Raw genomic sequence first — 26,782 nt, forward strand, 5'->3', positions numbered from 1 at the left:
ACGCCGGTTGCCAGACAGCTTGCCAGGAAGGGAACCTTACATGCGGCCATCCAAACGCGCGGCGGATGAAATGCGCGCCGTCACGCTGGAACGGAATGTCTCGAAGCACGCGGAAGGCTCCTGCCTCGTGAAGTTCGGCGACACCCACGTCCTGTGCACCGCCAGCCTGGAAGAGCGCATTCCGCCCTGGCTGCGCGGGCAGAACCGGGGCTGGGTCACCGCCGAATACGGCATGCTGCCGCGCGCGACCGGCGACCGCATGCGCCGCGAGGCCTCGGCCGGCAAGCAGTCGGGCCGCACCCTTGAGATCCAGCGCCTGATCGGCCGCTCGCTGCGGGCGGTGGTCGATCTGCAGGCGCTCGGCGAGCGGCAGATCTCGGTGGATTGCGACGTGCTTCAGGCCGATGGCGGCACCCGCACCGCGGCAATCACCGGCGCCTGGGTCGCCCTCAGCGACTGCATCACCTGGATGAAGACCCGCGACATGCTGACCCGGCCGGTGCTGAAGGACCATATCGCCGCTGTCTCCTGCGGCATCTACAATGGCACGCCCGTGCTCGACCTCGATTACGATGAGGATTCGACCGCCGAAACCGACGCCAATTTCGTCCTCACCGGCTCCGGCGGCATCGTCGAGATCCAGGGCACCGCGGAAGGCGCGCCGTTCAGCGAAGAGGAATTCGCCCAGCTCCTGTCCCTGGCCAAGGGCGGCATCAGCCGGCTGGTCGAGCTGCAGAAGATGGCGATCCTCTAGGGAATGCTCCGGAAGACGAAAAGGTCCCTCGCATGAGCCAGTACAAGCTTGAACCCGGCCGGGTGGTGGTCGCCAGCCACAACGCGGGCAAGATCCGCGAGTTCCGGGAGCTGATGGCCCCTTACGGGTTCGACGTGGTGTCGGCGGGCGAACTCGACCTGCCGGAGCCGGAGGAAACCGGGCTGACCTTCGAGGCCAACGCGGAGCTGAAGGCGAAAGCCGCCGCGACCGCCTCCGGCCTGCCGGCGCTGGCCGATGACAGCGGCTTTTGCGTCTTTGCCCTGAATGGCGATCCGGGGATCTACTCCGCCCGCTGGGCCGGACCGGAGAAGGACTTCGCCATGGCCATGCGCACGGTGGAGGAGAAGCTGCATCAGGCCGGCGCGATCAGCCCGGAAGACCGGCGTGGCTCCTTCGTCGCCGTCCTGTGCCTCGCCTGGCCGGACGGGCGCAGCACCCTGTTTCGGGGGGAGATCGAAGGCCAGATCGTCTGGCCGCCGCGCGGCACAGAAGGGTTCGGCTACGATCCGATGTTCCAGCCGGACGGCGAAAGCCTTACCTTCGGCGAGATGACATCGGAGCAAAAACACGGCCGCCCGGAAGAGGGCGAGGCGCTGTCGCACCGCGCCAGAGCCTTCGCCGCCTTTTCCAGGGCCTGTCTGGAGGGAAAATGACCCTGCCTGCGTCCGGCGGTTTCGGCATCTATGTGCATTGGCCCTTCTGTCAGGCCAAATGCCCCTATTGCGACTTCAACAGCCATGTGCGTCACACGGCGGTCGATCAGGCGCGCTTTGCCGCCGCCTTCGAGCGGGAACTTGCCTATTTCGCCGAACGCACCCCGGGGCGGACCGTCAACTCGATCTTCCTCGGCGGCGGCACGCCCTCGCTGATGGAACCGGCCACGGTCGGGCGCATCCTCGATGCAATCTCCGGCCTGTGGTCGGTGGATCCGGCGGTGGAAGTGTCCATGGAGGCCAACCCGTCCAGCGTCGAGGCCGGACGGTTTCGCGGCTACCGCACCGCCGGGGTCAACCGCCTGTCGCTCGGCGTCCAGGCGCTCAACGATACCGATCTGAAACGGCTCGGCCGGCTGCATAACACAGCCCAGGCGAAAACGGCGATCGACATTGCCCGGAGCACCTTCGAGCGCATTTCCTTCGACCTGATCTACGCCCGCCCCGGACAGGATGCGGACGGCTGGCGCGCGGAACTGGCGGCGGCCATCGACCTGGCCGCCGATCACCTGTCGCTCTACCAACTGACCATCGAGCAAGGCACGCCGTTCTTCGATCTCCACCGCGCGGGCAAGCTCGTCACCCCGGACGGGGATCTTGCGGCCGGCCTTTACGAGATCACGCAAGAGCTCTGCGCCTTGCGCGGGTTGCCGGCCTATGAGGTCTCCAACCACGCCGCGCCCGACGCCCAGTGCCAGCATAACCTCGTCTACTGGCGCTATGGCGACTATGTGGGCACCGGCCCCGGCGCCCATGGCCGGCTGACCAGCGCGACCGGCAAGAGCGCAACGGCGGTGGAACGACATCCGGAAACCTGGCTGGAGGCGGTCGAGCGTCAGGGACACGGACTTGTCGAGGATCTGGGCCTGACCGAGGAACAGCAGGGCGATGAATTCCTGCTGATGGGTCTGCGGCTGGTGGAGGGCGTCGATCTGGCGCGCTACCGGTCCATCGCCGGCCGCGAGATCGATCCGCGCCGCATCGCCCAACTGATCGAACACGGCATGATCGAGCGGCTCGGCCCGGACTGGGTGCGGGTCACGCCGACCGGTTTTCTCCTGCTCGATGCGGTTGTCGCCGACCTCGCCGCCTGAAAAAACGCACCCGAAACGCCAGAAATCCGCCGAAGCGGGGCGAAACTCTCCACAGGCTCCGCACCTCATATTGCAACGCACAACCAGGCGGCGGAACTCTCTCGTTTCGCAGCCGAATCAGCTCTGCGGCCACGGCCCACCAGCGGCGGATTCCCTATCGGAATGCACAGCTTCCGACTGACAGGCCAGTCCATTGGCTGTTTCGACAAGAGTTGTAGTTGATACCGCGTCGGTCTTCATCATATTATTTTGCAATGCGAAAGAAGATGCCGGTGATCATTCTCCCGTCGCCGCGAACTTGCGAGGACCGATCACGTGTCGTTTTACCACCTTTATGAGCTCAATCATGCGGCGATGAGCCCGATCCGGGCCACCGCGGATCTGACACGCCTTTATTTCAAGAACGCGATGAACCCCCTGTCGCACACGCCCTTCGGCCGGTCCGTCGCCGCCGGATGCGAGCTGGTGGAGCGGCTGACGCGGCGCTACGGCAAGCCGGAATTCGGCCTGACCGAGACGACGGTCGGCGGGGTGAAGGTGCCCGTTCGCGAGGAAATCGTCTGGCAGAAGCCGTTCTGCAATCTTCTGCATTTCGACCGCAAGACGGGACCGCGCAAGCACAGCGACCCGAAGATCCTCTTGATCGCGCCCATGTCGGGCCACTATGCGACCTTGCTGCGCGGCACGGTGGAAACCCTGCTGCCGAACGCGGAGATCTACATCACCGACTGGCTCGACGCCCGCATGGTGCCGCTGGCCGAGGGCCGTTTCGATCTCGACGACTACATCGACTACATCATCGAGATGCTGCACTTCCTGGGGCCGGATACCCATGTGATGGCGGTCTGTCAGCCCTCCGTGCCCGCTCTTGCGGCCGTGGCGGTGATGGAACAGCGCGGCGATCCGCTGGCGCCGACGACGGCCACCTTGATGGGCGGACCGATCGACACGCGCATCAACCCGACCGCGGTCAACGATCTGGCCGAAAGCAAGGGAATCGGCTGGTTCGAGCGCCATGTGATCATGACCGTCCCCTTCCCGCAACCCGGCTTCCTGCGCGCGGTCTACCCCGGCTTCCTGCAGCTTTCCGGCTTCATGGGGATGAACCTCGACCGGCATGTGACCGCCCATCGTGACTTTTTCCAGCATCTGGTCCAAGGCGATGGCGACAGCGCGGAAAAGCACCGGGAGTTCTACGACGAATATCTGGCGGTGATGGACCTGACCGCCGAGTTCTATCTGCAAACCGTCGACACCGTGTTCATCAAGCACGCCCTGCCGAAGGGCGAATTCCGCCATCGCGGCGAGCTGGTGGACTGCGGCGCCATTCGCAACACCGCCCTGTTGACGGTCGAGGGCGAGAAGGACGACATCACCGGGCGCGGCCAGACCAAGGCCGCCCATGATCTGTGCACCGGGCTGACCGACGACAAGCGCGCCCACTACATGCAGCCGAATGTCGGCCACTATGGCGTGTTCAACGGATCGCGCTTCCGGGCCGAGATCGCCCCGCGCATTCTCGACTTCATCCGCACCCACTCCCAGCGCCGGGACCGCCCCGCCGTCACCAAGGCGCCGGCAAGCACAGACGCGCCGAAAACCGCCAGCCCCACACCGGTGACGACCTCGGCGGACCCGCTCGCGGCGATCCTTCTGGCCGAACCCAAGGGTGTCGCCGACGATCTGAAGGCGATTTCCGGGGTCGGCCCCAAGCTGGAAACGGCACTCAACGGCGCCGGGATCTTCCACTACTGGCAGATTGCCGCCCTGACCGACGCGCAGATCGAAGCGCTCGACACCCGGCTCGACTTCCGGGGCCGGATCGAGCGGGACGGATGGCTCGATCAGGCCCGCAAGCTCGCCGGACAGACGGTTTCCGGCTGACGCCCGGTGGCGGGGCCGGTGGCCCCGCCCGCGACCTGCCCAGGCTCAGGCTCAGGCTCAGGCCAACCTCAGAAAAGCGTGCGGCCGTCCGCATCGAAGCGGTAGAGCTGCCCCTCCAGCGGCGTGACATGGAGCGTGTCGCCGGCGGTGAAGGCGTGTTCGCCAAACAGCCTGGCGGTCAGCGTGCCCACCTCCTTGCTGTCGAGATAAAGAATGGTGTCGGCGCCCAGATGCTCCACATGCACCGCCTCGCCGCTCCAGCGCCCGCCGTCCCGTGAAACGGAAAAATGCTCCGGCCGCACGCCGACCGATGCACAGCCCGGCTCTCCCGCCCGCTCCGCTTCCAGAAAATTCATCTGTGGCGAGCCGATGAAGCCGGCGACAAAGCGGTTCGCCGGCTTGTTGTAGAGCTCCATCGGCGAGCCGACCTGCTCGATAATCCCGCCATTCAGCACGACAATCCGGTCGGCCAGGGTCATCGCCTCGACCTGGTCATGGGTGACATAGACCATGGTGGAGCGGATTTCCCGGTGCAGCCGGGCGATCTCCAGACGGGTGTTGACGCGCAGCGCCGCATCGAGATTGGACAAGGGTTCATCGAACAGGAACAGCTCCGGATCGCGCACGATCGCCCGGCCGATCGCCACCCGCTGGCGCTGCCCGCCGGACAGCTCGGCGGGACGGCGCTGCAGATACTCTTCCAGCGACAGCATGGCCGAGGCCATCTCGATCTGGCTGGCAATCGTATCCTTCGCCGCGCCGGCCTGTTTCAGCCCGAGCGCCATGTTGTCGCGCACGGTGAGATGCGGGTAGAGCGCATAGGTCTGGAACACCATGGCGATGCCGCGCTTGGCCGGCGGCACGGCGCTGACGTCGCGCCCGTCGATCTCCACCCGCCCGTCGCTTGCATCTTCCAGCCCGGCGATGATGCGCAGCAGGGTCGACTTGCCGCAGCCGGACGGGCCGACGAAGATCACGAATTCGCCGTCGGCGACCTCCAGATCGATCCCCTTCAGCACATCGACGGCGCCGAAGGACTTGCGAATGCCGGTCAGTTTCAGGGAGCCCAAGGATCTGTTTCCATCTGGTTGGAGGGAAATGGCATGGCGGGGAAGCGGCTAGCCGCGCAAGGAAACGGGACGGCCGCTGCGCACGCTTTCGTCGGCGGCCAGGCAGATGTGAAGCGACCGCACCGCATCCAGCATGTGCCGCTCCAGATCAATGTCTTCACGGATTGCCGCCAGCATGAAGGCCTGCTCACGCGCGCAAAGCTCCAGATGTCCCGGCTCGTCGGTCATGTCGAGGTCGCGATCCGGCCGGGTGAAGCGGCCGTCCGCGCCGCGTTCGGCCCGGTGTACCCGGATCCGCGCGGTGCGGGTGTGCCCGTCGATATCATCGGAGCGCGCGCCCCCGCCCTCCCCTTCGTCCCCGCCCTCATCCATGACGATGGACACGGCACCCTTCGGCGAAATCACGTCCTTCACGAAATAGGCGGTTTCCGACATCATCGGCCCCCAGCCGGCCTCGTACCAGCCGACCGAGCCGTCATCGAACAGCACCTGGAAATGGCCATAGTTGTACATGTCAGCGGCGATATCGTCGGCCAGCCGCAGCCCCATGCCCCGCACCTCCACCGGCGCTGCGTCGGTGATCTGGCACATCACATCCACGTAATGCACGCCGCAATCGACAATCGGCGGTGTCGTCGACATCAGCCGGCGATGGGTTTCCCAGGTCGGCCCGCTCGACTGCTGATTGAGGTTCATGCGAAACACGTAAGGCCCGCCCAGCTCCCGCGCCTCGGCGATCAGCGTCTGCCAGGAAGGATGGTGGCGCAGGATATAGCCGACCACCAGCTTGCGATTGTTGGCCCTGGCGCAATCGACCACCCGGCGCGCATCGGCAACGGTTGTTGCCAGCGGCTTTTCCACGAACACATGCGCCCCTGCCTCCAGCGCCTTGATCGCGTAGTCCGCATGGCTGTCGGAATAGGTGGCGATGGCGCAGAGCTCCGGCTTCAGCTCCTCCAGGCTTTCCTCGAAGGAGCGATGCTGCGGATGCGCCGCCAGTTCCTCCGGCAGGGTCACCCTGGAACGGTTGACCAGCCCGGCGATGGCAAAGCCGGGGTTTCGCTCATAGGCCAGCGCATGGCTGAGCCCCATGTTGCCAAGACCGGCGACAAGGACGCTGACGGGCTGGGTGCGCGCGTTCATTTGACCGCTCCTGCGGTGATGCCGCGGATCAACTGCCGCGAGAAGATGAGATAGAGGATCAGCACCGGGATGATTGCCAGCGCCATCGCCGCGAGAATGGCGTTCCAGTTGCTGACGAACTGGCCAACAAACACCTGGGCGCCGAGAGTGAGGGTCTTGGTTTCCTCTGCCGGGGCGAGGATCAGCGGGAACCACAGGTCGTTCCAGATCGGGATCATGGTGAAGACCGCCACCGTCGCCATGGCCGGACGCACCAGGGGCAGCACCAGCCGGAAGAAGATCGCATATTCGGACAGGCCGTCGATCCGCCCGGCCGCCTTTAGATCCTTCGACACCACCGCCATGAACTCCGACAGGATGAAGATCGACAAGGGCAGCCCTTGCGCGGTGTAGACGAGGATCAGCGCCCAATGGGTGTTCACTAGGCCGGTCGCCACCATCAGATTGAGAATGCCGACGGTGCCAAGGCGGATCGGCACCATGATCCCCAGCGCCATGTAGAGCGCGACGAAGCGGTTGAAGGGAAAGCGGTATTCGCTCAAGGCGAAGGCCGCCATCGCCCCGAGAAGCAGGACGAGGAACAGGCTGCCGAGGGTGACGAACAGGGAGTTCCAGAAATAGAACGGGAAGTTGCCTTGCGCGAGCACCGTCGCATAGCCGATCAGGTCGAAGGTCTCCGCATCGGGCGGGGCCAGCGGCGCGCGGAAGATCGCCTTCTTGGTCTTCAGGGAGTTGATCAGAACCAGCAGCACCGGAAACAGGGCGATCACGGTGAAGGTCAAGAGGATCGCATGGGCGCCGAGTTCCGCGATCAGATTGCGCCGGGCACGGGAGAAAGCCATCCTCGCCTCACATCTCGTAGCGCGTGAGTTTGCGCTGGATGACAAACAGATAGACCGCAACGCCAGCAAGGATGATGAAGAACATCACCGTGGCGATTGCCGCGCCCATGTTGGGATCCCCGGGCTGGGTCTGCTGGCCATAGAAGGTCCGGTAGAGGATCGTGCCGAGCAGATCGGTGGAGAAATTCGGCCCGGCCAGCGGTCCTTGGGTGGTGTAGATCAGGTCGAAAGCATTGAAATTGCCGACAAAGGTCAGGATCGAGATGATGCCTACGGTCGGCAGGATCAGGGGCAGCTTGATCTTGAAGAACTGCGACAGGCCGGTGACCCCATCGCATTCGGCCGCCTCGATCACCTCATCGGGGATCGACAGCAATGCCGCGTAGATCAGCATCATCGGAATGCCGACGAACTGCCAGACGGAAATCAGCGACAAGGTGGTCAGCGCCGTTTCCTCCTTGCCGAGGAACGGCATGAACAGATGGCCAAGACCGACCGAGGACATCATGTCCTTGCTCACCCCCCACAGCGGCGACAGCATCAGCTTCCAGACAAAGCCCACCACGACGAAGGAGAGGAGCGTCGGCAGAAAGATCGCCGTGCGGTAGAATTTCTTGCCCGGCAGATGGGTCATTGACAAAAGCGCGGCGATCAGGATGCCGATCGGGTTCTGCACCAGCATGTGAATGACGAAGAAATAGAGATTGTTGCCCAGCGCGTTGAAGAACGGGCCGCCCCAGAACGGATCGAAAAACAGCCGGGCGTAGTTGGCAAAGCCCACGTAGGAGGTCGCCTGGGACACCGCATCGCGCTGAAAGAACGACAGGCGCAGCGTCTCGGCCAGCGGCAGGATCATCACCAGCGTGTAGATCAGCACCGCAGGCGCCAGAAACACCGGGATATGCCAGGGAAAAGGCTTCTTCTGCGGTTTTCCGCCCATTGCCGCCACTATCCTTGCCCACTGTCCGACCCGTTCCTCCGCGCCCGGGGACGGGCACGGAGGCGTTGTCACGGGGTGCTCAGTTCTTCTGCGGCTCGTACCAGGCGGCAAGGCCGGCCTGCATCTCGGCGGCGGCATCGGCCGGCGACTGGGTGCCGTTCACCACATTGGCGGCAACGCCCCACATCTGGCTCCACAGGTTCGGCGTGCCGCGCGACAGGATCTGCGCCGCCGAACGAATGGTGGAATCGCAGCTCTTGCGCCAGGACACGAACTCGTTCGCCAGCGGATCGTCGAGGGTGATCTCATGGCTGGAGAGCGAGAAGAACCCCGGCAGACTGTTGGAATAAAGCTCCGCGAACTCCTTGGTGCCCATCCATTCCAGGAAGGTCCGGGCGGCGTCCGCATTCGGCGAGGCGGCGTTCAGGCCGATGGCGATATCGTTGTGATCGGAGATGTAGCACTTGTCCCCGGCCGCCGGCAGCGGTGGCGGGAAGGCGCCGAGCTCGAAGTCCGCATCGCGCTTGAACCCGGAGATTTCCCAGGACCCCGCCGGGAAGATCGCCGCGCGGCCAAGGGTGAACAGGTTCTGGCTGTCCGCATAGGCCTGTGCCTCGAAGCCATCGCCGAGATAGGGCTTCCAGCCGGCGATCACCTCAAGCGGCTTGACCCATTCCGGGTCGGTCATCTTGGCCGTGCCGGCGATGAGCGCCTTGCGCCCCTCCTCGCCCTTCCAGTACATCGGACCGATGTTCTGGTAGGCCATCGTCGCCGCTTCCCACTGGTCGAGGGTGCCCATGGCCATCGGCACATAGGAGCCTTCGTCCTTCAGCCTGGCCAGCACATCCATGAACTCCGCCTGGGTGGACGGCACCTCAACGCCAACCTCCGCGAAGGCGTCCTTGTTGTAGATGAAGCCATGGATCACCGCCGCCATCGGCACGCAGAAGGTGGCGCTGCCATCATCCGTGGTCCAGGCGCTCCGGGCGACCTCGGAGAAGTTTTCCAACGCGGGGAGATCGTTGAGCTTGGCCAGATACCCCTTGGCATACAGATCCAGCGATCCGTCGAACGGACGACAGGTGATCAGGTCGCCAGCGGTTCCGCCTTCCAGCTTGGCGTTGAGCGCGGCGTTGTACTGGGTCGGCGCCACCGGGGCGAAGACCAGTTTGATACCTGGGTGCTTCGCTTCGAATGCCGGGATGATCGTCTCCTGCCAGATCGACAGATCGTCGTTGCGCCAGCTCTCGATGGTCAGCGTCACATCCTCGGCGACGGCCGGACCACAGGCGGCCAGCACGGTGGCGGCCAGCAGTGCGCCCCTCAATGCGGTCTTCATGTCTGATCTCCTCCCACAAGCGCCTTTTCGGCACGATTGGCCACAAGGTGGCAAACCGTCCTTCCGAACGGTCATCGCACAGTGGCGCCATTGGCACACAAGTTCAATACCTTTCCGACCAATTGCCAAGCCACTTTGCCGGAAAAATCCGCCAGCGCCCGCCGCGCCCCTGCAGCGTTCATCCGCGAAAACCAGCAGAAAAGGCACAACGCGCGGCGAAAACCGCACGACAACCGCCCGGGAAAGCATCAAGCTTCCGAAGGGGTTCCCGCTTCTTCGCCAAACTCCCGCAGCGACAGCCGACCGTATCGCACGGGCCTGCCAGCCTGGCCGAGAGCGCAAAATCCGGCCCGAAGGCTGTCCGCGACAAACAATCACTGGAACTGAATGGTATTTTTTTGGTACCATAGCCGCAAGGAGCGCATGATGCAGGATCTGATGGTGGCCATCGATGGTGGAGGGAGTACGTGCCGCGCGGCGATCGCGGACCGGTCCGGCCGCATTCTCGGACGGGCGACGACCGGTCCGGCGAACATCGTCTCCGCCCCGCAGGAGGCCCGCGCCAACATCGTCGCGGCGACGCAGGCCGTGCTTGCGGAAGCCGGCCTGGCGGACTGTTCCCTGTCCCAGCTGCCGGCTCTGCTTGGCCTTGCCGGCGTCAATACCAGCACCCCGGACACGCTGGCCGAGCCGCCCCTGCCGTTCGCCCGGACCGTGTTCGTCGACGATGTGGAGATCGCGTTTGAGGGCGCCATCGGCGAGGGCGACGGGCTGATCGCCATTTTCGGCACCGGATCGGTGTTCATGTCCCGGCGCGGCGGCAAGGTGACCAAGGCCGGCGGCTGGGGCTTTGTCAGCGGCGATCAGGCAAGCGGCGCCCGCCTCGGACAGGCGTTGATCGAACAGACCCTTCTAGCCCATGACGGCCTGCGCGCCCAATCGGGGTTGTCCCGCGCCCTGCTTGGCGAATACGGCGATGACCCGGGCCGGCTGGTCGCCTTTGCAACCGCTGCCGCGCCGGTCGATTTCGCCCGCCTCGCCCCGCGCCTGTTCAAAGCCGCCGACGAGGGCGATGGGCTGGCGCTGGCGATTCTCACCGAGGCCTGCGGGTTCATCGACCGGGCGCTCGACCACTTCGGCTGGGGGGACTGCCCGCGCCTGTGCCTGATGGGCGGGCTGGCGCCGCTCTATCGCCCACGGCTCGCCGCGCGCCATCGCGACCGGCTGTCGGAGCCGCGCGCCGATGCGCTCACCGGCGCCGTTGCCATGGCGCGGCGCCACTTTCACCCCGCCGCCGCCCCCCCACGCCCCTAGGAGCTGCCAGCGATGCCGACCCATATGCGCCGTGAGATCGACGAAATCCCCGAAGCGGTCTCCCGCCTGCTGTCCGGGTCGGGAGATGCCCTCGCCGAAGCAGGCGCGGCCTTGCGGGCGCGCGCGCCGACGGTGCTGGCGACCATTGCCCGTGGCTCCTCCGACCATGCCGCGCATTTTCTGAAATACGCGGTGGAGTTGACCCTCGGCATCCCGGTCGCCTCGCTCGGCCCCTCGCTCGCCTCGGTCTATGGGGTAACGCCGCGCCTTGCCGCGGGCGCGGCCCTCACCATTTCCCAATCGGGCCGCAGCCCGGATATCGTTGCCATGATGCAGGCGGCGCGCGACGGCGGCGCGCTGACGCTCTGTCTTGCCAACACCCTGCCCTCGCCGCTGTCGCACACCAGCGACCACGCCATCGATATCTGCGCTGGACCTGAGCAAAGCGTCGCCGCGACCAAGAGCTTCGTCTGTTCACTGGTCGCAAGTCTGGCGCTTTTGGCCGAATGGGGCGAGGACGCGGAGCTGCGCGCGGCGCTGCATCGGTTGCCGGAGCATCTTGCGGCGGCAACCCGGCTCGATTGGCCCGGTCTTGCCGAGGCACTGGAGCCGGCGCGCTCGCTCTATGTGCTCGGCCGGGGGCCGACCGCCGCGATTGCCCATGAGGCGGCGCTGAAGTTCAAGGAAACCTGTGGTCTTCACGCCGAAGCCTATTCGACCGCCGAGGTTCTGCACGGCCCGGTCGAAATCGTCGGCCCGGGCGTTCCGGTGCTTGCCTTTGCCGTGGCGGACGCGGCCGAAAGCGGCATCGCCGCCACCGTTGACGGTCTGACGCAAAAAGGCACCGGCACCTTCCTCACCGCCCGCTCTTCCAGTCCCACCGCCGGCCCCTCCACCGGCGTGGCAACCCGGCTGCCGCGCATCGAGACCGGCCACCCGCTCCTTGATGCCGCCGCTGCCATCGTTCCCTTCTATGCCTTCGTTGAAGCCTTCGCCCGCCAGCGCGGGCGCAATCCGGATGCTCCCCAGAGCCTGAGAAAGGTGACCGAGACCCGATGAGTACCGTTACCGCCATCACCTGTGCCCGCCTGTTTGACGGCGCGCGCTGGCATGACAACACCGCCCTTGTGATCGACGGCGACCGGATCGCCGGTCTCGCAGCGCCCGGGGATTTGCCCGAAGGGTGCCGGATCGAGCGGGCCGAGGGTCAGTGGCTGGTGCCCGGCTTCGTCGACCTTCAGGTCAATGGCGGCGGCGGCCTTCTTCTCAACGACGCCCCGACCGCCGAGACCATCGCCACCATCTGCGCCGCCCATCGCCCGTTCGGCACCACCGCGCTGATGCCGACGCTGATCACCGACACCGCCGAGATCACCCAAGCGGCGATCGAGGCCGCCGAAGAGGCCGCCGGCCAAGGCGTTCCCGGGTTTCTCGGCCTGCATCTGGAAGGCCCGCATCTTGCGCCGGCGCGCAAAGGCGCTCATGACGCGGCACTGATCCGGCCGATGGAGGACGCGGATCTTGATCGGCTGACCGCCGCCGCCCGCGCCCTGCCGGTTTTGATTGTCACCCTTGCCCCGGAGAGCGCCAGCCCGGCCCAGGTCTCGGCGCTTGCCGAGGCAGGCGCGGTGGTGAGCCTGGGGCACAGCAACACCGACTGCGCCACCGCCCGGACCTATGCGGCGGCCGGCGCCCGGCTGGTCACGCACCTGTTCAATGCCATGAGCCCGCTCGCCCACCGGGAGCCGGGTCTTGTCGGCGCCGCGCTCGACACCGGCAGCCTGTCGGCCGGGATGATCGCCGATGGCTTCCATGTCGACCCGGCGGCGATGGCCATCGCCCTTCGTGCCAAGGCCGGGCCGGGGCGGATCTTCCTCGTCACCGATGCGATGGCGCCGCTTGGCACCGACATGACCCAGTTCACTCTGAACGGGCGGATCATCTACCGCTCCGGCGGCCGCCTGACCCTTGAAGACGGCACCCTGGCCGGGGCGGATATCGACATGATTTCCTCTGTCCGCCTGTTGCACCGGGAGGTCGGCATCCCGCTTGACGAAGCCCTGCGGATGGCGAGCCTATACCCGGCCGAGGCGGTGGGTGTCGGTGCCCGCAAGGGACGGCTTGCCGCCGGGCATGACGCGGATGTGGTCGCGCTATCGCCCGAGCTTACGGTCCAGACAGTCTGGACCGGCGGACCGCGGCAGGACATCGCCAGCAACAGCGGCTAGTTGCACTCGGCAATGGCGCCGCTCGGAAGATACCCGGCCGTGATGCCGATGGGAATCCGTGCACTACGCAGGGCACGGCGGCAGAGCACGGCCCGGCCTGATGCTGGTTCAAAGGTCGGTGCGGGGCGGCCGGCCGGCGAGCAACGCCGCGCCGTCCAGCGCATCGCCCAGCGGGGCATGAATGCGCCGGCGCAGGTCCGGCGCCAGCCAGGCCTCCATCACGCTGCCGAGCCCGCCGATCAGCGACAGGCGCGGGGCACCGCGCTCCAGCAGCGCGCGGCAGATGCCTTCAATCGCCGTCGCCGCGTCTTGCATGATCGCCCGAGCCTGGGCATCGCCCTCTTCCGCGTGCCGCACCACCAGCGGGGCCAGCGCCGCGTAATCCGTCGCGGTGGCGCCATCCATCCAGGCGACCACCTGCAGCGGATCATGGCCAAAGCGCCGGAGCACCTCCTCCAGCAGCGCACTGGACGGCACGCGGCCATCATGGGCGCGCAGAGCCAGTTGGATGGCACGCAGACCGAGACTGGCGCCGCTCCCCTCGTCGGACACCGGAAACCCGTAGCCGCCGACCTTGCTGGCAACGCCGCCGATCCGCACGAAACCGCAACTGCCCGTGCCGACGATGACGATGCCACCATCACCGCCATTATGTGCCCCAAGACAGGCGATGATGCCGTCGCTTTCGAAGGTCAGCGCGGCAAAGGGATGGGCGCGGGCGGCCAGCGCCTCGGGCATTCCGGCCCGAGAATAGCCGGCTACCCCGGCGGCCGCGCGGATCTGCCCGGCATCGGCGGGTGTGAGCCCGGCCTCGGCCAGCGCCCCGGTCCAGGCGGTCTCGATCGCCGCCCAGGTCGTGTCGATGCCGAGCCGGGTCGCCGCCGGTCCGGCCAGCCCCTGGCCAAGCACGCGGCCATCGGCGGCCTGCAACCGCGCCCGGCACCCGGTGCCGCCGCCATCGATGCCGAGAAACAGCGCGGCCGCGCCCCTGTCTGATGCTGGTGCGGTCATGCGCCCGTCCGACGCTCGATCCGGGCACCGCAGCGGCGCAGCTTGCCCTCCACATCCTCATAGCCCCGGTCGATGTGGTAGACCCGGTTGACGGTCGTCCAGCCACGGGCCACCAGCCCGGCAAGCACGAGGCACATAGAGGCGCGCAGATCGGTCGCCATCACGCTGGCGCCCTCGAGCGGTGACGGGCCGCGCACCCGCGCCACCGAACCACGATGCTCGATGGTCGCCCCGAGCCGTTGCAACTCCGGAACATGCATGAACCGGTTCTCGAACACCGTCTCGCGGATGGTCGACACGCCCTCCGCCTGGGTCATCAACGTCATGAACTGGGCCTGAAGGTCGGTGGGAAAGGCGGGAAACGGCCCGGTGGTCATATCGACGGACCGCAAGGGGCCGTGCCGCTCGGCGATCAGCCCGCGATCGCTGGGAAAGACGGTCACACCGGCCGCGTCCAACACCTCGCAGACACCGCCAAGATGCTCCAGCCGCCCGCCGGTCACCTCGACCTGACCACTGGTGAGCGCCGCCGCGATCAGATAGGTGCCGGCCTCGATCCGGTCCGGCAGGATTGCATGTTCGGCGGGCCGCCAGAGGGTCGGCCCCTCGACCCGGATCCGGTGCGTGCCGGCCCCTTCGATGCGCGCGCCCATGCGCGCCAGACAGGCCGCGACATCGACGATTTCCGGCTCGCGCGCGCAATTGACGATCTCGGTCTCGCCGCGCGCCGCCGTCGCCGCCATCATTGCCGTGTGGGTCGCCCCAACGGAGGGGAAGGCAAGGTTGATCCGCCCGCCTTGCAGGCCGCCGGTCTTCGGCGCGGTAACATCAATCACCCCGCCGGCGGTTTCCACCGAGGCGCCGAGCGCCGCCAGCGCCTCCAGATGCAGATCGACCGGGCGCGTGCCGATGCTGCAACCGCCCGGCCGGGAAATCCGCGCATGGCCGAACCGGGCCACCAGCGGCGCCAGCACCAGGAAGGAGGCCCGCATCCGCCGGACGATGTCCCAGGTCGCCTCGGTGTTGACGACCCCGGTGGCGTGGAGCGCCAGCCGCCCCTGCCGGGGACCATCAATCCGGACGCCGAATTCGCGCAGCAGCTCCAGCATGGCCGTGACATCGGTCACCGCCGGCAGATTGCCCAGCACCAGATCCCGATCGCTCAGCAGGCTGGCGGCAAGGATCGGCAGGGCGGCGTTCTTCGCGCCGGCCACCTGTACCGAGCCGTCCAACCTGTGACCACCTTCGATTTGCAGTCTGTCCATGCACCCACGCCGCCGCCAGCCGGCGGACCGCCGCCGGACGCACCGAGTATCCGTCAGTTGGCCTGCGTCGACAAGGCCGGACGCACCCTCTTTCCCCCGCGCGGCACCGGGTAAATTTCCCGACAAAGAGGGCTGGGTTTCCGGCCGCCAGGCTGCTATAACCTGATTTGGTAGTACTTTGGTCTTATTGAAAGCAGTGCGACAGGACAGCCATGCTCAACGCCGCCCGGACAGAAACCGTCAGTGCCCGCTATCGCGCCCTGGAGGAGATGGGCACGGCCCGTGTCCTGGACGCCTTGCTTGAGGGGCAGACCGCCGCCACCGAGGCCGTGCGCCGGGCGCTGCCAGCGCTCGATGCGGCGATTGGCGCCAGTGTGCCGCTGCTGCGCGCGCCCGAGGCCCGGCTGATCTATTGCGGCGCGGGCACCTCCGGACGGATCGCCATGATGGATGCGGTCGAGCTCAATCCGACCTTCAGCTGGCCGCAGTCGCGCATCAAGGTGCTGCTCGCCGGCGGGCTGGAGAGTTTCGAAGAGGCGCGCGAGGGCGCGGAGGACGATGCGGAGGCCGCCCGGGCGGAACTCTCCGCCTTGACACCCCGGCCCGGCGACATTGTCATCGGCATCGCCGCAAGCGGTACCACCCCCTACACGCTGGCCGCCATCACCCTCGCCCGGTCCTGCGGCGCGCTGACCATCGCCCTTGCCAACAATCCCGACACGCCGCTGCTGCAGGCGGCGGAGCATCCGGTGCTGCTCGACACCGGGCCGGAAGTGCTCGCCGGCTCGACGCGGCTTGGCGCCGGAACCAGCCAGAAGATGGCCCTCAACCTGTTTTCCACGGCGGTGATGGTCGCGCTCGGCAAGGTCTATCGCGGCCAGATGGTCGATATGCGGGCCACCAATGCCAAGCTCGTCAAACGGGCCATTGCCATCGTCACCGACATCGCCGGCCATTCCGAGGACGCAGCCCGCGCGGCACTGGAAGCGACCGATTTCCGGCTGAAGGACGCAATCCTCGTCAGCCATGGCGCCTCCCCGAAGCAGGCAAGCGCCCTGCTGGAGGCGACGGAAGGAAATCTCTCAAAGGCCATGCGCCAGCTCCAGGGCCAGGATACAGACTAGCTGCCGCCCGCCTCCTCCGCCGGGTCTGGCTCCGATATCGGTACGGCGGTGCCGCGATAGGCGGTCATGTCCGCCGGGCTGACGTCGGCCTCGTCATAGGCGCCGATCAACACCCCGGTGTTGCCGCCGCCTGACCGCCGCGCCAGGATCGCCGCGTCGGAGAGGGTGGTGCGCTGGCTTTCACGCCGCGCCCAACGCGCGAGATGATCGCGCATCGTCGCGACGATCTGCGCATGATCCGGGCTCGCGCCGAGATCGGTGAACTCCTGCGGATCGGCTTGCAGATCGAACAGCATCGGACGGAACCCGCCTTCCGCCTCGATCAGCTTCCAGCGCCGGTCGGTGACCATGAACAGGCGCGCATCCTTCGGCGCGACGCCAAGCTCCCCGGCCATGGGCGTGCAGGAATAATCGTATTCGCTGACCGCAAACGCGCGCCAATCGGCGGGCGGCGCTCCATGCAGGAACGGGCGCAAGGAGCGCCCTTCCAGGATATGGCCGGGGAACGCCCCGCCGGCCATGTCGACAAAGGTGGCGGCCAGATCGATCGCCTCGACCAGTGCATCGCAGGTGGTGCCACGGGTCGCATCCGCTTGCCGCGAGGGATCGCAGACGATCAGCGGCACCTTGACGGAGGGCTCATGGAACAGGTCCTTCTCGCCCAGCCAGTGATCGCCGAGATAATCGCCATGGTCGGAGGTGAGCACGATCAGCGTATCATCGAGCTGACCGCTGTCGCGCAGATAGGCCATCAACCGGCCGATCTGGTCATCGCATTGCTTGACCAGCCCCATATAGGCCGGGATTACCTTCTCCCGCACCTCGTCGCGGGAGAAATTGCGAGCCACCAGCGTCCGCTGGAAGGCAGCAAAGACCGGGTGTGGATCCTCGCGCTCACGCGGGTCGCGGATCGCCGGTTGCACATCCCCCGGCCCATAGAGCGCATGATAGGGCGCGGGAACGATGTAGGGCCAATGCGGCTTGATGTAGGACAGATGGCACAGCCAGGGGATCTTGCGGCGCGTCGCCCGCCGTTCCTCCAGAAAGTCGATGGCCCGATCCGTCAGCCAGGGGGTTTCCGAATCCGTCTCCCTGACATTGGCCGGCTCGCCAGCATGGTGCATCAGCCAGCCGCTGGCGATCTCGCCCCCTTCCGAAAGGGCCGAATTGGCGTGATCGTGCCAGGGGTTGCGCCCTGAGTAGCCGCGCTCGCGCAGGAAGGCGTTGTAGGGCGAGGGCTTGGCGTCATAGGGCCCGTCCGGCCCCTCCGCCCACAGACCATCGTCGCGCACATAGGCATCGAAGCCGCATTCGCTGACCCGGGTGCCGATGATCCCGTCCCGGGCAATGCCGAGCCGCTCCAGCCCGGCATCGTCGGCCTTCATGTGCGTCTTGCCGATCAGCACCGCGTCCATACCGCGCGCCCGCAAATGGTCGCCGAGGGTCACTTCGCCGACCTTGAGCGGAAAATTGTTCCAGGCCGCGCCATGGGAGTGCACATAGCGGCCGGTGTAAAAGCTCATGCGCGAGGGGCCGCAGATCGGCGACTGCACATAGGCCCGGGTGAAGCGCACGCCCCGGGCAGCCAGCGCATCCATATGCGGGGTTTCCAGCGCGGGATGCCCGGCGCAGGACAGATAGTCGAACCGCAACTGGTCGAACATGATGAAAAGGATGTTGCGCGCAGGGCGTGTCACGGACAGGCTCCCCAATGGAGGACAGGCAAGGATCTGGCGCCCATGTGACGCCAGCCGAGCCGCGCTTGCAAGCCTCACCCCACGCCGCTTGCCGCCGCATCCAATGCGGCAAGGTTATGCAAACAGGCGATTTTCTTATTTTACATTACCTTCCAATTCGGACACCCTGCCTGTCCAGCGCGGTCCGGGCATTGCTCCCGCCGCCACACCTCCAGAAAGGTGCGCAGGGCCGCCGGCCCGCGCCCGACAAGAACAAACGGAAGCGCCGCTTCAAGGCGTTCAACAAGGGCCGTGACGGTGCGCCACAAGATCGAACCTTTGCTGGAAAGAGCGGCGCAGACGCTCGCCATCGCCGGCGGCCTCGTCATGCTGGTCCTGACGGCGACCACGGTGATCAGCATCACCGGCCGGGCGCTGGGGGTGGGACCGATCCCCGGCGACTACGAGCTGGTGGAAGCGGGCACCGCCTTTGCCATCTTCACCTTCCTGCCCTGGTGCCATCTGAAGCGCGGCCATGTGACGGTCGATCTGTTCATGAGCCAGTTCGGACCGCGGGTGAATGCCGGCATCGACGTCATCGCCAATCTGCTGATGTCCCTCGCCGCCGGCCTGATCGCCTGGCGGCTGTGGCTGGGGATGCTCGACAAACAGGCCTATCACGAGACCAGCTTCGTTCTGCAGTTTCCGCTGTGGTGGGCCTATGCGGCGTCGATGATCGGCGCGGTGCTGTTCGTCATCATCTGTCTTTTCTCCATCTGGCGCAGCCTCGACGAATTCCTCGCCGGGCCGCCGCACAGCGCCGTGCGCGAGGAGTAGCTGCGTGAGTTCCCTCGAATACGGTCTCTGGTCGATCCCGCTGCTGCTTGTCCTGATCTTCCTGCGCATCCCCATCGGGCTGGCGATGTTTGGCGTCGGCCTTGTCGGCACCAGCCTGGTGACCGGCACCACGGTGCCGGCGCTCGCCCAGCTCAAGTCTCTGGTCTACAGCACCTTTTCCAACTACTCGCTGTCGATCGTGCCGCTGTTCCTGCTGATGGGCCAGTTCGCCACCCGAGGCGGCATGTCGCGGGCGCTGTTTCGCGCAGCGGAAACCCTGGTCGGCCATCGGCGCGGCGGCGTCGCCATGGCGGCGGTGGCGGCCTGCGGCGGCTTCGGCGCGATCTGCGGTTCGTCGCTGGCGACCGCCGCGACCATGGGACAGGTGGCCCTGCCGGAAATGCGGCGCTGCGGCTATTCCGGCGCGCTGTCGACCGCGTGCCTGGCCGCCGGCGGCACCCTTGGCATCCTGATCCCGCCCTCGGTGGTGCTGGTGATCTATGCCATCCTCACCGAACAGAACATCGCCAAGCTGTTCATGGCCGCCTTCGTGCCGGGGCTGCTCGCCGCCGCCGGCTACATGCTGACGGTCTCGCTCTATGTGCGCTTTCGCCCGGACAGCGCCGGCAGCCAACCGCGCGCCAGCGGCAAGGAGCGGCTTCAGGCGCTGATCGCCGTCTGGCCGGTACTGACCATCTTCATCGTCGTCATCGGCGGCATCTACGCCGGTCTCTTCACCCCGACCGAGGGCGCTGCGGTCGGCGCCGCCGGCACCGGGCTGGTGGCCTGGGCCAACCGGGATCTTGGCTGGAACGGCCTGAAGCAGGCGATCCTGTCAACCGCCGCCTCGACCGGCATGATCTTCTTCATCGTCCTCGGCGCCACCGTGTTCAACAGCTTCCTCGCCTTCTCGCAACTGCCGCAACAGGCGGCGGGTTTCGTGGTCGAGCTCGGGCTCAATCCCTGGGCCGTGCTGGTGCTGATCCTGATCTGCTATCTGGTGTTCGGCTGCATCATGGATTCCCTGTCCATGATCCTGCTGACGATCCCGATCTTCTTCCCGATCGTCTCGGCGCTGGATTTCGGCCTGCCGCCGGAGGAGTTCGCCCTGTGGTTCGGCATTCTGGTGCTGATCGTCGTCGAGGTCGGGCTGATCACCCCGCCAGTGGGGATGAACCTCTTCGTCATCAACTCCATGGCACCCGACGTGCCGCTCGGGCGCACCTATCGCGGCGTGGTGCCATTCATCGCCAGCGACATCATCCGCGTGGCGATCCTGGTGCTGTTCCCCGGCCTGACGCTGTTCCTGGTGCGGCTGCTCTATTGAGCCGGCGTTGTCCCGTCCATGCCGGTTTGGCAACAAAATCCGGCAGCCGGACCTCCGATAGCATCCACCACTGGTCCAGATGGGCGCGCACGATGGGATCGAAAAACCGATCGATCTCGCCCAGCGCCTTGTCGATCGCCTCTCCGGTCGGGGCTTCCCGGTCAAGCGGCAATGGCGGATGCAAACGGACCCGAAAACCGCCCTTGCCGTCCCGCAGCATGTAGATCGGGATCAGCGGCGCGCCGGAGCGCAGCGCCAGCTTGACCGCGTTCACCGCATTGCCCCGGTCGGGCAACGGGCGGCCGAACAGCGGCAGGTGGATCTGCCGGTCCCGCACCTCGTCGACATAGCAGAGAATGTCGCAGCCCCCCTGCACCACGCAGCGGTGAATGTGCCGCGCGGACCGCCGTCCCGGCGGGAAAACATGAAAACCGTAGCGTTTTCGCAGGCGTGACAGCAGCCGGTTCTTGAAGCGGTTCGTCTCCGGCTCCCAGATGCCCACGCAAGGGCGCTGGAAGCCCCGACTGACGACCTCGCCCAGCAATTCGAACGAGCCCAGGTGGACGCTGACGTAGATGAATTGCCCGTCGGCAAGCCCCATGTCCCGCAAGGCATCAAGGCCCTCGACGGTCACGCGACCGGCCTTGCGATAGCGCTCGACGCAAGCATACTCCGCCACGGTCCGGCCGGCATTCTGCCACCAGTTGGCGACCGCCGTTTGCAAGGCGCGCCCTTCGCGCGGCCCCTCCGGGGCAAGCACCGACAGGTTGTGCGCAATCCGCCGCGCGTAGACCCGCCGTCGCTGCAGCGGACGCACGGCACTCGCAACCCTTTCGGCGAACGCGGGCGCCACATCCACCGGCAAGCGGCGAAACAGGGCATCCAGCGCGACAAGACGGGCGCCGGCAATGCGGTCGAAGACGTGGTAGCGCCGCGCCTGCCGTCCGGCGTCCCCGCGCCACAGCAGGTGGCGCAGCGGCGGGGCTTCCGGCTCCGGCGCCATCGTCTCGGAAAACGGCACATCCTCCAGGCGCATGACCGTCCTTTAGCGCGCCCGCAAGCGCATCGGCAGGGCATCACCGGGGCGCAGGGTCAGCCGGCAGACCGGCTGGATATCGGCGCCCTCCTGCAACTGCGGATCGAAGGCCTGCGCCAGAATGGCGAGCGACAAGATGGATTCGGTCATCCCGAAGGACAACCCGGCACAGATGCGCGGCCCGATGGCGAAGGGCACGTAGCCGAATTTCGATTGCCCGCCGCGTGCGCCGCCCAGAAACCGCTCCGGCTCGAAGTGGTCCGCTCGCTCCCACAGGGTCGGATTGCGGTGCAGGAGCCACGGGGCGACCAGCACCAGCGATCCCTTCGGCACCTCCCAGCCGCCGATCCGGTCATCGGCCAGCGCCTCGCGCGCCAGGATCGGCACCGGCGGATAGAGCCGCAAGGTCTCCTCGATCACCGCCCGGGTGTAGGGCAGGCGGGCAATATCGCCGAATTCCGGCGGGCGACCGGCCAGCACCGTATCCAGCTCCGCATGGAGGCGGGCGCGGGCCCTGGGCGCCTGTGACAGCAGGAACCAGGCCCAGGCCAGGGTATTGGCGGTGGTCTCGTGCCCGGCCATGAAAATCACCGAGGCCTCGTTGCGGATCGCCTCGCGGGTCAAAGGCGTGCCGTCCTCGTCGCGCGCTTCCAGCAGCCCGCCGATCACCGAGGTTTCGCCATCGCGCTTGCGCGCCTCGTAGCTGGTGATGATCTCATCGAGCACCCGATCGATCCGGCGCACCGACCGGCGGATCGCCCGCCCGCGAAACCGGGGAAACCAGTCCGGAAGGCCCAGCAGCGACTGAACATCGATCTGGTCGATATGGCGCTGATAGGCGGTAAAGCTCTCCACCACCTCGCCGGCATAGTCGCGGCCGAGCTGCCGACCGAAGATCGTGCGGCAGATGATCTCCGCCGTCAGATGAGCCATCTCCCGCAAGACGTCGACGGGCGCGTCCGCACCAAGCCGCCGCCAGGCCTCGCGCCGTTCCAGCACCGCCTCCGCCATCGCCGGGAAAAAGTCAGGCACCTTCGAGGCATGAATGATCGGCGCGACAATCCGGCGGCGAACCCGCCAGGTTTCCTTGTCGCTGATGAACAGCCCGTCGCCGATCAGCGGTTCGAGCGCATGGCGCATCTGCGCGCTCTTGCGCTGGTAGATCTCGTGCTTGCGCACGAAGGCTTCCTGCACCGTGTCCGGGCTGTTGCAGATGAAGATCTGCTTCTTCAGCACGGCAATCCGCAGCAGCGGCCGGGAAAACGCCATCTCCGGCCAGACCGACAGGAAGCTCTTGCGGGCAAGGCCGATCAGCTTGATGACCGAGGGCTGCTCCGGATGCCGATAGGGATAGGGCGGCACATAGCCATCCCCGCCAGCCGGGCCATCGCTGCCAGCCGGCACGAAAGCCCCGTCATCCCCTTGCGTCCGGTCCATGCTCGCGCGCCCCTCCGCCATTTCCGCCCGAGTGGGGTATCACAAAACCCGCGCCCGGCTCCATGGGCAATCGGGCCGGTTCCGTGTCAGCCGGCGGCGCCCGGTGCATAGTCCGCCGGATCGACCTGATCCGGCCGACCGTCGAGCTTCAGACGGGTCTCGGCCGGCGCGCTGGTGGCGATGACCCGGCCGCGACGCACCACCGCCAACCGAGTGGCGCGCAAGCGGATCGCCTCGATGGTGTCGGCCGCCTGCAGCAGCACGAAATCGGCGTTGCAGCCCACCTCCAGCCCGTAGCCTTCCAGCCCGAGGATCTTTGCCGGATTGCGCGTGACGCAATCGAAGGCATAGCGCATGTCGTCCCGGCTCATCATCTGCGCCACGTGCAGGCCCATGGAGGCGACCTCCAGCATGTCGCCCGAGCCCATCGAGTACCAGGGGTCCATCACGCAGTCGTGGCCGAAGGCGACATTGATGCCCATGGCCCGCATCTCCGGCACCCGGGTCTGGCCGCGCCGCTTGGGATAGGTGTCGTGCCGACCCTGAAGGGTGATGTTGATCAGGGGATTGGCGATGGCATGGACGCCAGCCTCGGCGATCAGCGGCAACAGCTTGGAGACATAGTAGTTGTCCATGGAATGCATCGAGGTCAGGTGCGAGCCGGTCGCCCGCCCTTCCAGCCCGAGCCGGCGCGCCTCATAGGCCAGCGTCTCGATATGCCGCGACAGGGGATCGTCGGATTCGTCGCAGTGCAGATCGACCCGCAGGCCCCGTTCGGCGGCGATTTCGCACAAGGCCCGGACCGAGCGGGCACCATCGTCCATGGTGCGTTCGAAATGCGGGATGCCGCCAACCACGTCGACGCCCATGTCGAGCGCCCGCAAGAGGTTGCGCTCCGCGTTCGGCGAGCGGTAGAGCCCGTCCTGCGGGAAGGCGACAAGCTGCAGGTCGAGATAGGGCGCGACCTTGCGCTTGACCTCAAGCAGCGCCTCGACGCCGGTCAGCCGGTCGTCGCACACGTCCACATGGCTGCGGATCGCCAGCAAACCGCGCGACACGGCAAGATCGCAATAGCGCAGCGCCCGTTCCACCACCGCCTCGACGGTCAAGAGCGGCTTCAACTCCCCCCAGAGCGCGATGCCCTCCAGCAGGGTGCCGCTTTCGTTCATGCGCGGCAGGCCGAGCGAGAGCGTTGCATCCATATGAAAGTGGCAGTCGACGAAGGGCGGCGACACCAGCCGCCCGCCGGCATCGAGCACTTTTCCCGCCTCGGCCGTGATCCCCGCCTCCACCGCGACGATCCGGCCATCGGCGCAGGCGATATCCAGACCGGTGCGGCCATCGGGAAGGGCGGCGTTTTTGACGAGAAGATCGAAGGACATGGAGCGCTTTCACAAAAAAGCGCGCGGGGGACGCGCGCATAAGCCGAACACGAAAAGCAAGGACGCACAGTGTCGGCAAAAACGCCCGCCCGCTCAAGCCCCTTGCGCGCCTGCGCGCCGCGTCAGTAGGGCAGGCCGACGTAGTTTTCCGCCAGCGAAGCCTGCGCGGCGGGCGAGGACAGCAGATACTCCAGCTCCGCCTGTTGCATCCGCACCGCGAACGCGCCCTTTTCGGGAAAGCTGTGCAGGACCGAGGTCATCCACCAGGAAAAGCGCTCGGCCTTCCAGACCCGGGCCAGGGCCCGCTCCGAATAACGCTCCAGCCCCTCATCGTCCCCATTTCGGTAGTGGTCGATCAGTGCTGTGGACAGATAGTGGATATCCGAGGCGGCCAGATTCAACCCCTTCGCTCCGGTCGGCGGCACGATATGCGCCGCGTCCCCGGCCAGGAACAACCGGCCGTGGCGCATCGGCTCGGCGACGAAGGAGCGCAGCGGCGCGATGCTCTTCTCGATCGAGGGCCCCCGCGTCACCCGGGCCGCCAGCTCCTCGGGCAACCGGGCGCAAAGCGTCTCCCAGAAGCGGTCGTCGTCCCAATCGGCAACCTTTTCATCGAGGGGGCATTGCAGATAGTAGCGGCTGCGGGTGGGCGAGCGCATCGAACATAAGGAAAAGCCATCGGGATGGCTGGCGTAGACCAGCTCATCCGCCGCCGGCGGGACATCGGCGAGAAGCCCAAGCCAGCCGAAGGGATAGACCAGCTCGAACAGCGACAGCCGGTCGGCGGGAATGGAACGGCGAGAGACCCCGTGAAACCCATCGCAACCGATGATGAAATCGGCGCGGATCGTCTGACGGGCCCCATCCTTCAGGAACGAGGCGGAGGGCGCATCGGTTTCCAGCCCGTGCAGGGCGACATCCTCGGCCGCGTCGATGACGACCCCGTCCATGGCGTCTCGGGCGGCATAAAGATCGGCGGTCACCTCGGTCTGACCATAGACCATCACCGTCTTGCCGCCGGTCAGCGCCGCAAGATCGAGACGATGCAGCCGGCCACCGACGGCGATCTCGATGCCCTCATGCACCAGCCCTTCCCGGTCCATGCGCGCGCCGACACCGGCCGTGCGCAACAGATCCGCCGCGCCCTGCTCCAGAACCCCGGCCCGGATGCGCGAAAGCACATGGTCTCGGCTGCGCCGCTCCAGCACCACGCTGTCGATCCCCTGGCGATGCAACAGCTGCGACAGCAGCAACCCGGATGGGCCGCCGCCGATGATGAGAACCGAGGTGCTGGCGGGCTCGGCCATCACGCGCTACCCTCCATGGCAGATGGCCTCAATCCCGACGAAACAAACCACGCGCCCATGAGACCCTCCCCGTCCACCTGGCATCTGTTCGGCACAATCTTGCGGGGTTTGCGGCAAGAAAGGAATGGAGCTTTCGTTCCAAGACCTGGATGAATCGAACATTTCCTTCGGCCCCGGAGTATGGCCTTTACGGCGAACCGGAGCAGCCGGACTTTCCCGATGTGCTGCATGTGGAACGGCTTGCCGTGCGCAGCGGCCCGCGCCACTGGCAAATCGCCGCCCATCGGCATCCCTCGCTGCATCAGATCTTCTGGATCGGCCAGGGTGGCGGAACGGCGCGGCTCGACGGCACGGAGCACCGGCTGGACGATCACAGCCTGATCAATGTGCCGGCCGGCACGGTGCACGGGTTCCGGTTCCGCGCCGAGACGGAAGGAACGGTGGTGACCCTGCCGTCGAGTTTCGCCGATCCGATCCGCACCGAGATCGACGCCGCGCGGCTGCTTGGGCACCCGGCGGTCTGCGCCGCCGGCCCGCTGCCGCCCTACATGCTTCTCCCGCTCAGCGAGGCGCATGGCCAACGCCGGGCGAACCGATCCGCCGAACTGACGGCACTGGCAACGCTCCTTCTGATCTGGAGCCTCGAGCGCCTCAGCGCAGGTTGCTCCAAAACGGCGGCCACGGAGACCGCAGCCGCGCAGCTTTTCGCCCGGTTCCAGGTCTTATTGGAGCGCCATTTCGACAGGTTGCACCCGGTCAGCGCCTATGCGGAGCGGCTGGCGGTTTCCGCGCCGCATCTGTCCCGGGTCTGCCGGGCGGAAAGCGGGCGTCCGGCGTCAAGCCTCATTCGTGCCCGGCAGATGCTGGAAGCCCGGCGCCTGCTTGCCTATACGCAGATGAGTGTCAGCGAGGTCGCCTACCGGCTCGGCTTTGCCGACCCGGCCTATTTCTCGCGGGTGTTCGCGGCGGAGGTGGGCCATCCTCCACGGCAGTTTCGCAAGCGGTTCACCGACAGCGGCGTCTGATCGCCGCCGCCCC

General features: G+C 66.6%; 23 protein-coding genes. 11 read left to right on the plus strand and 12 right to left on the minus strand.

Going from position 1 to position 26,782, the window contains the following annotated elements:
* Positions 1-40: 40 nt before the first annotated feature.
* The 4 genes from rph to phaZ all read left to right on the plus strand — a co-directional run bounded on the left by rph (position 41) and on the right by phaZ (position 4,466).
* Positions 41-754, plus strand: a complete 714-nt coding sequence (rph, locus tag IEV83_RS16775; RefSeq protein ID WP_181760037.1) for a ribonuclease PH — start codon at positions 41-43, stop codon at positions 752-754.
* Positions 755-786: 32 nt separating this feature from the next.
* The gene (gene rdgB / locus IEV83_RS16780; RefSeq protein ID WP_181760038.1) at positions 787-1,428 is read left to right on the plus strand and encodes an RdgB/HAM1 family non-canonical purine NTP pyrophosphatase; all 642 of its coding nucleotides are present in this window, start codon (positions 787-789) and stop codon (positions 1,426-1,428) included.
* On the plus strand, positions 1,425-2,582 hold the full coding sequence (gene hemW / locus IEV83_RS16785) for a radical SAM family heme chaperone HemW (RefSeq protein ID WP_181760039.1): 1,158 nt from the start codon (positions 1,425-1,427) through the stop codon (positions 2,580-2,582). The genes rdgB and hemW overlap by 4 nt, the downstream gene beginning before the upstream one ends.
* Before the next feature lie 354 nt (positions 2,583-2,936).
* Entirely contained in the window at positions 2,937-4,466 is a 1,530-nt protein-coding gene (gene phaZ / locus IEV83_RS16790; protein WP_209003226.1) for a polyhydroxyalkanoate depolymerase, read from the plus strand.
* Between the two features lie 68 nt (positions 4,467-4,534).
* Here phaZ and IEV83_RS16795 read toward each other — a convergent pair whose 3' ends face one another.
* From IEV83_RS16795 to IEV83_RS16815, 5 genes are all read right to left on the minus strand, one after another.
* Positions 4,535-5,536 (minus strand): ABC transporter ATP-binding protein, encoded by a 1,002-nt coding sequence (locus tag IEV83_RS16795; protein WP_181760041.1) that lies wholly within the window; start codon positions 5,534-5,536, stop codon positions 4,535-4,537.
* 48 nt (positions 5,537-5,584) lie between these two features.
* The gene (locus tag IEV83_RS16800) at positions 5,585-6,679 is read right to left on the minus strand and encodes a Gfo/Idh/MocA family protein (protein ID WP_181760042.1); all 1,095 of its coding nucleotides are present in this window, start codon (positions 6,677-6,679) and stop codon (positions 5,585-5,587) included.
* Positions 6,676-7,521: a carbohydrate ABC transporter permease gene (locus tag IEV83_RS16805; RefSeq protein WP_181760043.1), complete on the minus strand. Its 846-nt coding sequence runs from the start codon at positions 7,519-7,521 to the stop codon at positions 6,676-6,678. The genes IEV83_RS16800 and IEV83_RS16805 overlap by 4 nt, the downstream gene beginning before the upstream one ends.
* A 7-nt stretch (positions 7,522-7,528) precedes the next feature.
* Complete coding sequence (locus IEV83_RS16810; RefSeq protein ID WP_181760044.1) at positions 7,529-8,461, minus strand: carbohydrate ABC transporter permease; 933 nt, start codon at positions 8,459-8,461, stop codon at positions 7,529-7,531.
* Positions 8,462-8,540: 79 nt separating this feature from the next.
* Entirely contained in the window at positions 8,541-9,800 is a 1,260-nt protein-coding gene (locus IEV83_RS16815) for an ABC transporter substrate-binding protein (protein WP_181760045.1), read from the minus strand.
* Positions 9,801-10,223: 423 nt separating this feature from the next.
* Between IEV83_RS16815 and IEV83_RS16820 the strand changes: the two genes are divergently transcribed.
* The 3 genes from IEV83_RS16820 to nagA are packed head-to-tail and all read left to right on the plus strand — an operon-like array spanning position 10,224 to position 13,342.
* Complete coding sequence (locus tag IEV83_RS16820) at positions 10,224-11,114, plus strand: glucosamine kinase nucleotide-binding domain-containing protein (protein WP_244628223.1); 891 nt, start codon at positions 10,224-10,226, stop codon at positions 11,112-11,114.
* A gap of 12 nt (positions 11,115-11,126) precedes the next feature.
* Positions 11,127-12,173, plus strand: a complete 1,047-nt coding sequence (locus tag IEV83_RS16825) for an SIS domain-containing protein (protein WP_244628224.1) — start codon at positions 11,127-11,129, stop codon at positions 12,171-12,173.
* Positions 12,170-13,342, plus strand: a complete 1,173-nt coding sequence (nagA, locus tag IEV83_RS16830; protein ID WP_181760047.1) for an N-acetylglucosamine-6-phosphate deacetylase — start codon at positions 12,170-12,172, stop codon at positions 13,340-13,342. The genes IEV83_RS16825 and nagA overlap by 4 nt, the downstream gene beginning before the upstream one ends.
* A gap of 108 nt (positions 13,343-13,450) precedes the next feature.
* On the opposite strand, the gene IEV83_RS16835 is transcribed toward nagA, so the two are convergent.
* Positions 13,451-14,353, minus strand: a complete 903-nt coding sequence (locus IEV83_RS16835; protein ID WP_181760048.1) for a glucosamine kinase nucleotide-binding domain-containing protein — start codon at positions 14,351-14,353, stop codon at positions 13,451-13,453.
* Entirely contained in the window at positions 14,350-15,618 is a 1,269-nt protein-coding gene (gene murA / locus IEV83_RS16840; RefSeq protein ID WP_181760049.1) for a UDP-N-acetylglucosamine 1-carboxyvinyltransferase, read from the minus strand. Before murA ends, IEV83_RS16835 begins: the two co-directional genes overlap by 4 nt.
* 212 nt (positions 15,619-15,830) lie before the next feature.
* On the opposite strand from murA, the gene IEV83_RS16845 reads away from it, so the two are divergent.
* On the plus strand, positions 15,831-16,742 hold the full coding sequence (locus IEV83_RS16845) for an N-acetylmuramic acid 6-phosphate etherase (RefSeq protein WP_181760050.1): 912 nt from the start codon (positions 15,831-15,833) through the stop codon (positions 16,740-16,742).
* Here IEV83_RS16845 and IEV83_RS16850 read toward each other — a convergent pair.
* On the minus strand, positions 16,739-18,439 hold the full coding sequence (locus IEV83_RS16850) for a sulfatase-like hydrolase/transferase (protein ID WP_280514007.1): 1,701 nt from the start codon (positions 18,437-18,439) through the stop codon (positions 16,739-16,741). The two genes, IEV83_RS16845 and IEV83_RS16850, sit on opposite strands and share 4 nt — an antisense overlap.
* Before the next feature lie 291 nt (positions 18,440-18,730).
* Between IEV83_RS16850 and IEV83_RS16855 the strand changes: the two genes are divergently transcribed.
* Positions 18,731-19,255: a TRAP transporter small permease gene (locus IEV83_RS16855; protein WP_244628225.1), complete on the plus strand. Its 525-nt coding sequence runs from the start codon at positions 18,731-18,733 to the stop codon at positions 19,253-19,255.
* A 4-nt stretch (positions 19,256-19,259) separates the two neighbouring features.
* Positions 19,260-20,582: a TRAP transporter large permease gene (locus IEV83_RS16860; RefSeq protein ID WP_181760051.1), complete on the plus strand. Its 1,323-nt coding sequence runs from the start codon at positions 19,260-19,262 to the stop codon at positions 20,580-20,582.
* On the opposite strand, the gene IEV83_RS16865 is transcribed toward IEV83_RS16860, so the two are convergent.
* The 4 genes from IEV83_RS16865 to pobA form a co-directional block, all read right to left on the minus strand.
* A complete protein-coding gene (locus IEV83_RS16865) occupies positions 20,515-21,618 on the minus strand; it encodes a lysophospholipid acyltransferase family protein (RefSeq protein ID WP_181760052.1) in 1,104 nt (367 codons plus the stop codon). The genes IEV83_RS16860 and IEV83_RS16865 overlap by 68 nt on opposite strands.
* Positions 21,619-21,627: 9 nt before the next feature.
* On the minus strand, positions 21,628-23,055 hold the full coding sequence (locus tag IEV83_RS16870; RefSeq protein WP_181760053.1) for a cytochrome P450: 1,428 nt from the start codon (positions 23,053-23,055) through the stop codon (positions 21,628-21,630).
* A gap of 86 nt (positions 23,056-23,141) precedes the next feature.
* Positions 23,142-24,437, minus strand: a complete 1,296-nt coding sequence (locus IEV83_RS16875) for an amidohydrolase family protein (RefSeq protein WP_181760054.1) — start codon at positions 24,435-24,437, stop codon at positions 23,142-23,144.
* Between the two features lie 122 nt (positions 24,438-24,559).
* Positions 24,560-25,744, minus strand: coding sequence for a 4-hydroxybenzoate 3-monooxygenase (pobA, locus tag IEV83_RS16880; protein ID WP_181760055.1), 1,185 nt, complete (start codon positions 25,742-25,744; stop codon positions 24,560-24,562).
* 149 nt (positions 25,745-25,893) lie between these two features.
* Here pobA and IEV83_RS16885 point away from each other — a divergent pair, with 149 nt between their 5' ends.
* Positions 25,894-26,769 (plus strand): helix-turn-helix domain-containing protein, encoded by an 876-nt coding sequence (locus tag IEV83_RS16885; RefSeq protein ID WP_181760056.1) that lies wholly within the window; start codon positions 25,894-25,896, stop codon positions 26,767-26,769.
* Positions 26,770-26,782 lie beyond the last annotated feature (13 nt).

This window comes from Stappia taiwanensis (assembly GCF_014635285.1).
GTDB classification, from domain to species: Bacteria; Pseudomonadota; Alphaproteobacteria; order Rhizobiales; family Stappiaceae; genus Stappia; species Stappia taiwanensis.

What these genes read in the sequence shown, in the direction of transcription:
- rph (WP_181760037.1), top strand. Translation starts at nt 41, where the DNA reads ATGCGGCCATCCAAACGCGCGGCGGATGAAATGCGCGCCGTCACGCTG.
- rdgB (WP_181760038.1), top strand. Translation starts at nt 787, where the DNA reads ATGAGCCAGTACAAGCTTGAACCCGGCCGGGTGGTGGTCGCCAGCCAC.
- hemW (WP_181760039.1), top strand. Translation starts at nt 1,425, where the DNA reads ATGACCCTGCCTGCGTCCGGCGGTTTCGGCATCTATGTGCATTGGCCC.
- phaZ (WP_209003226.1), top strand. Translation starts at nt 2,937, where the DNA reads ATGAGCCCGATCCGGGCCACCGCGGATCTGACACGCCTTTATTTCAAG.
- IEV83_RS16800 (WP_181760042.1), bottom strand. Translation starts at nt 6,679, where the DNA reads ATGAACGCGCGCACCCAGCCCGTCAGCGTCCTTGTCGCCGGTCTTGGC.
- IEV83_RS16805 (WP_181760043.1), bottom strand. Translation starts at nt 7,521, where the DNA reads ATGGCTTTCTCCCGTGCCCGGCGCAATCTGATCGCGGAACTCGGCGCC.
- IEV83_RS16810 (WP_181760044.1), bottom strand. Translation starts at nt 8,461, where the DNA reads ATGGGCGGAAAACCGCAGAAGAAGCCTTTTCCCTGGCATATCCCGGTG.
- IEV83_RS16815 (WP_181760045.1), bottom strand. Translation starts at nt 9,800, where the DNA reads ATGAAGACCGCATTGAGGGGCGCACTGCTGGCCGCCACCGTGCTGGCC.
- IEV83_RS16820 (WP_244628223.1), top strand. Translation starts at nt 10,224, where the DNA reads ATGATGCAGGATCTGATGGTGGCCATCGATGGTGGAGGGAGTACGTGC.
- IEV83_RS16825 (WP_244628224.1), top strand. Translation starts at nt 11,127, where the DNA reads ATGCCGACCCATATGCGCCGTGAGATCGACGAAATCCCCGAAGCGGTC.
- nagA (WP_181760047.1), top strand. Translation starts at nt 12,170, where the DNA reads ATGAGTACCGTTACCGCCATCACCTGTGCCCGCCTGTTTGACGGCGCG.
- IEV83_RS16835 (WP_181760048.1), bottom strand. Translation starts at nt 14,353, where the DNA reads ATGACCGCACCAGCATCAGACAGGGGCGCGGCCGCGCTGTTTCTCGGC.
- murA (WP_181760049.1), bottom strand. Translation starts at nt 15,618, where the DNA reads ATGGACAGACTGCAAATCGAAGGTGGTCACAGGTTGGACGGCTCGGTA.
- IEV83_RS16845 (WP_181760050.1), top strand. Translation starts at nt 15,831, where the DNA reads ATGCTCAACGCCGCCCGGACAGAAACCGTCAGTGCCCGCTATCGCGCC.
- IEV83_RS16865 (WP_181760052.1), bottom strand. Translation starts at nt 21,618, where the DNA reads ATGCGCCTGGAGGATGTGCCGTTTTCCGAGACGATGGCGCCGGAGCCG.
- IEV83_RS16870 (WP_181760053.1), bottom strand. Translation starts at nt 23,055, where the DNA reads ATGGACCGGACGCAAGGGGATGACGGGGCTTTCGTGCCGGCTGGCAGC.
- IEV83_RS16875 (WP_181760054.1), bottom strand. Translation starts at nt 24,437, where the DNA reads ATGTCCTTCGATCTTCTCGTCAAAAACGCCGCCCTTCCCGATGGCCGC.
- pobA (WP_181760055.1), bottom strand. Translation starts at nt 25,744, where the DNA reads ATGGCCGAGCCCGCCAGCACCTCGGTTCTCATCATCGGCGGCGGCCCA.
- IEV83_RS16885 (WP_181760056.1), top strand. Translation starts at nt 25,894, where the DNA reads ATGAATCGAACATTTCCTTCGGCCCCGGAGTATGGCCTTTACGGCGAA.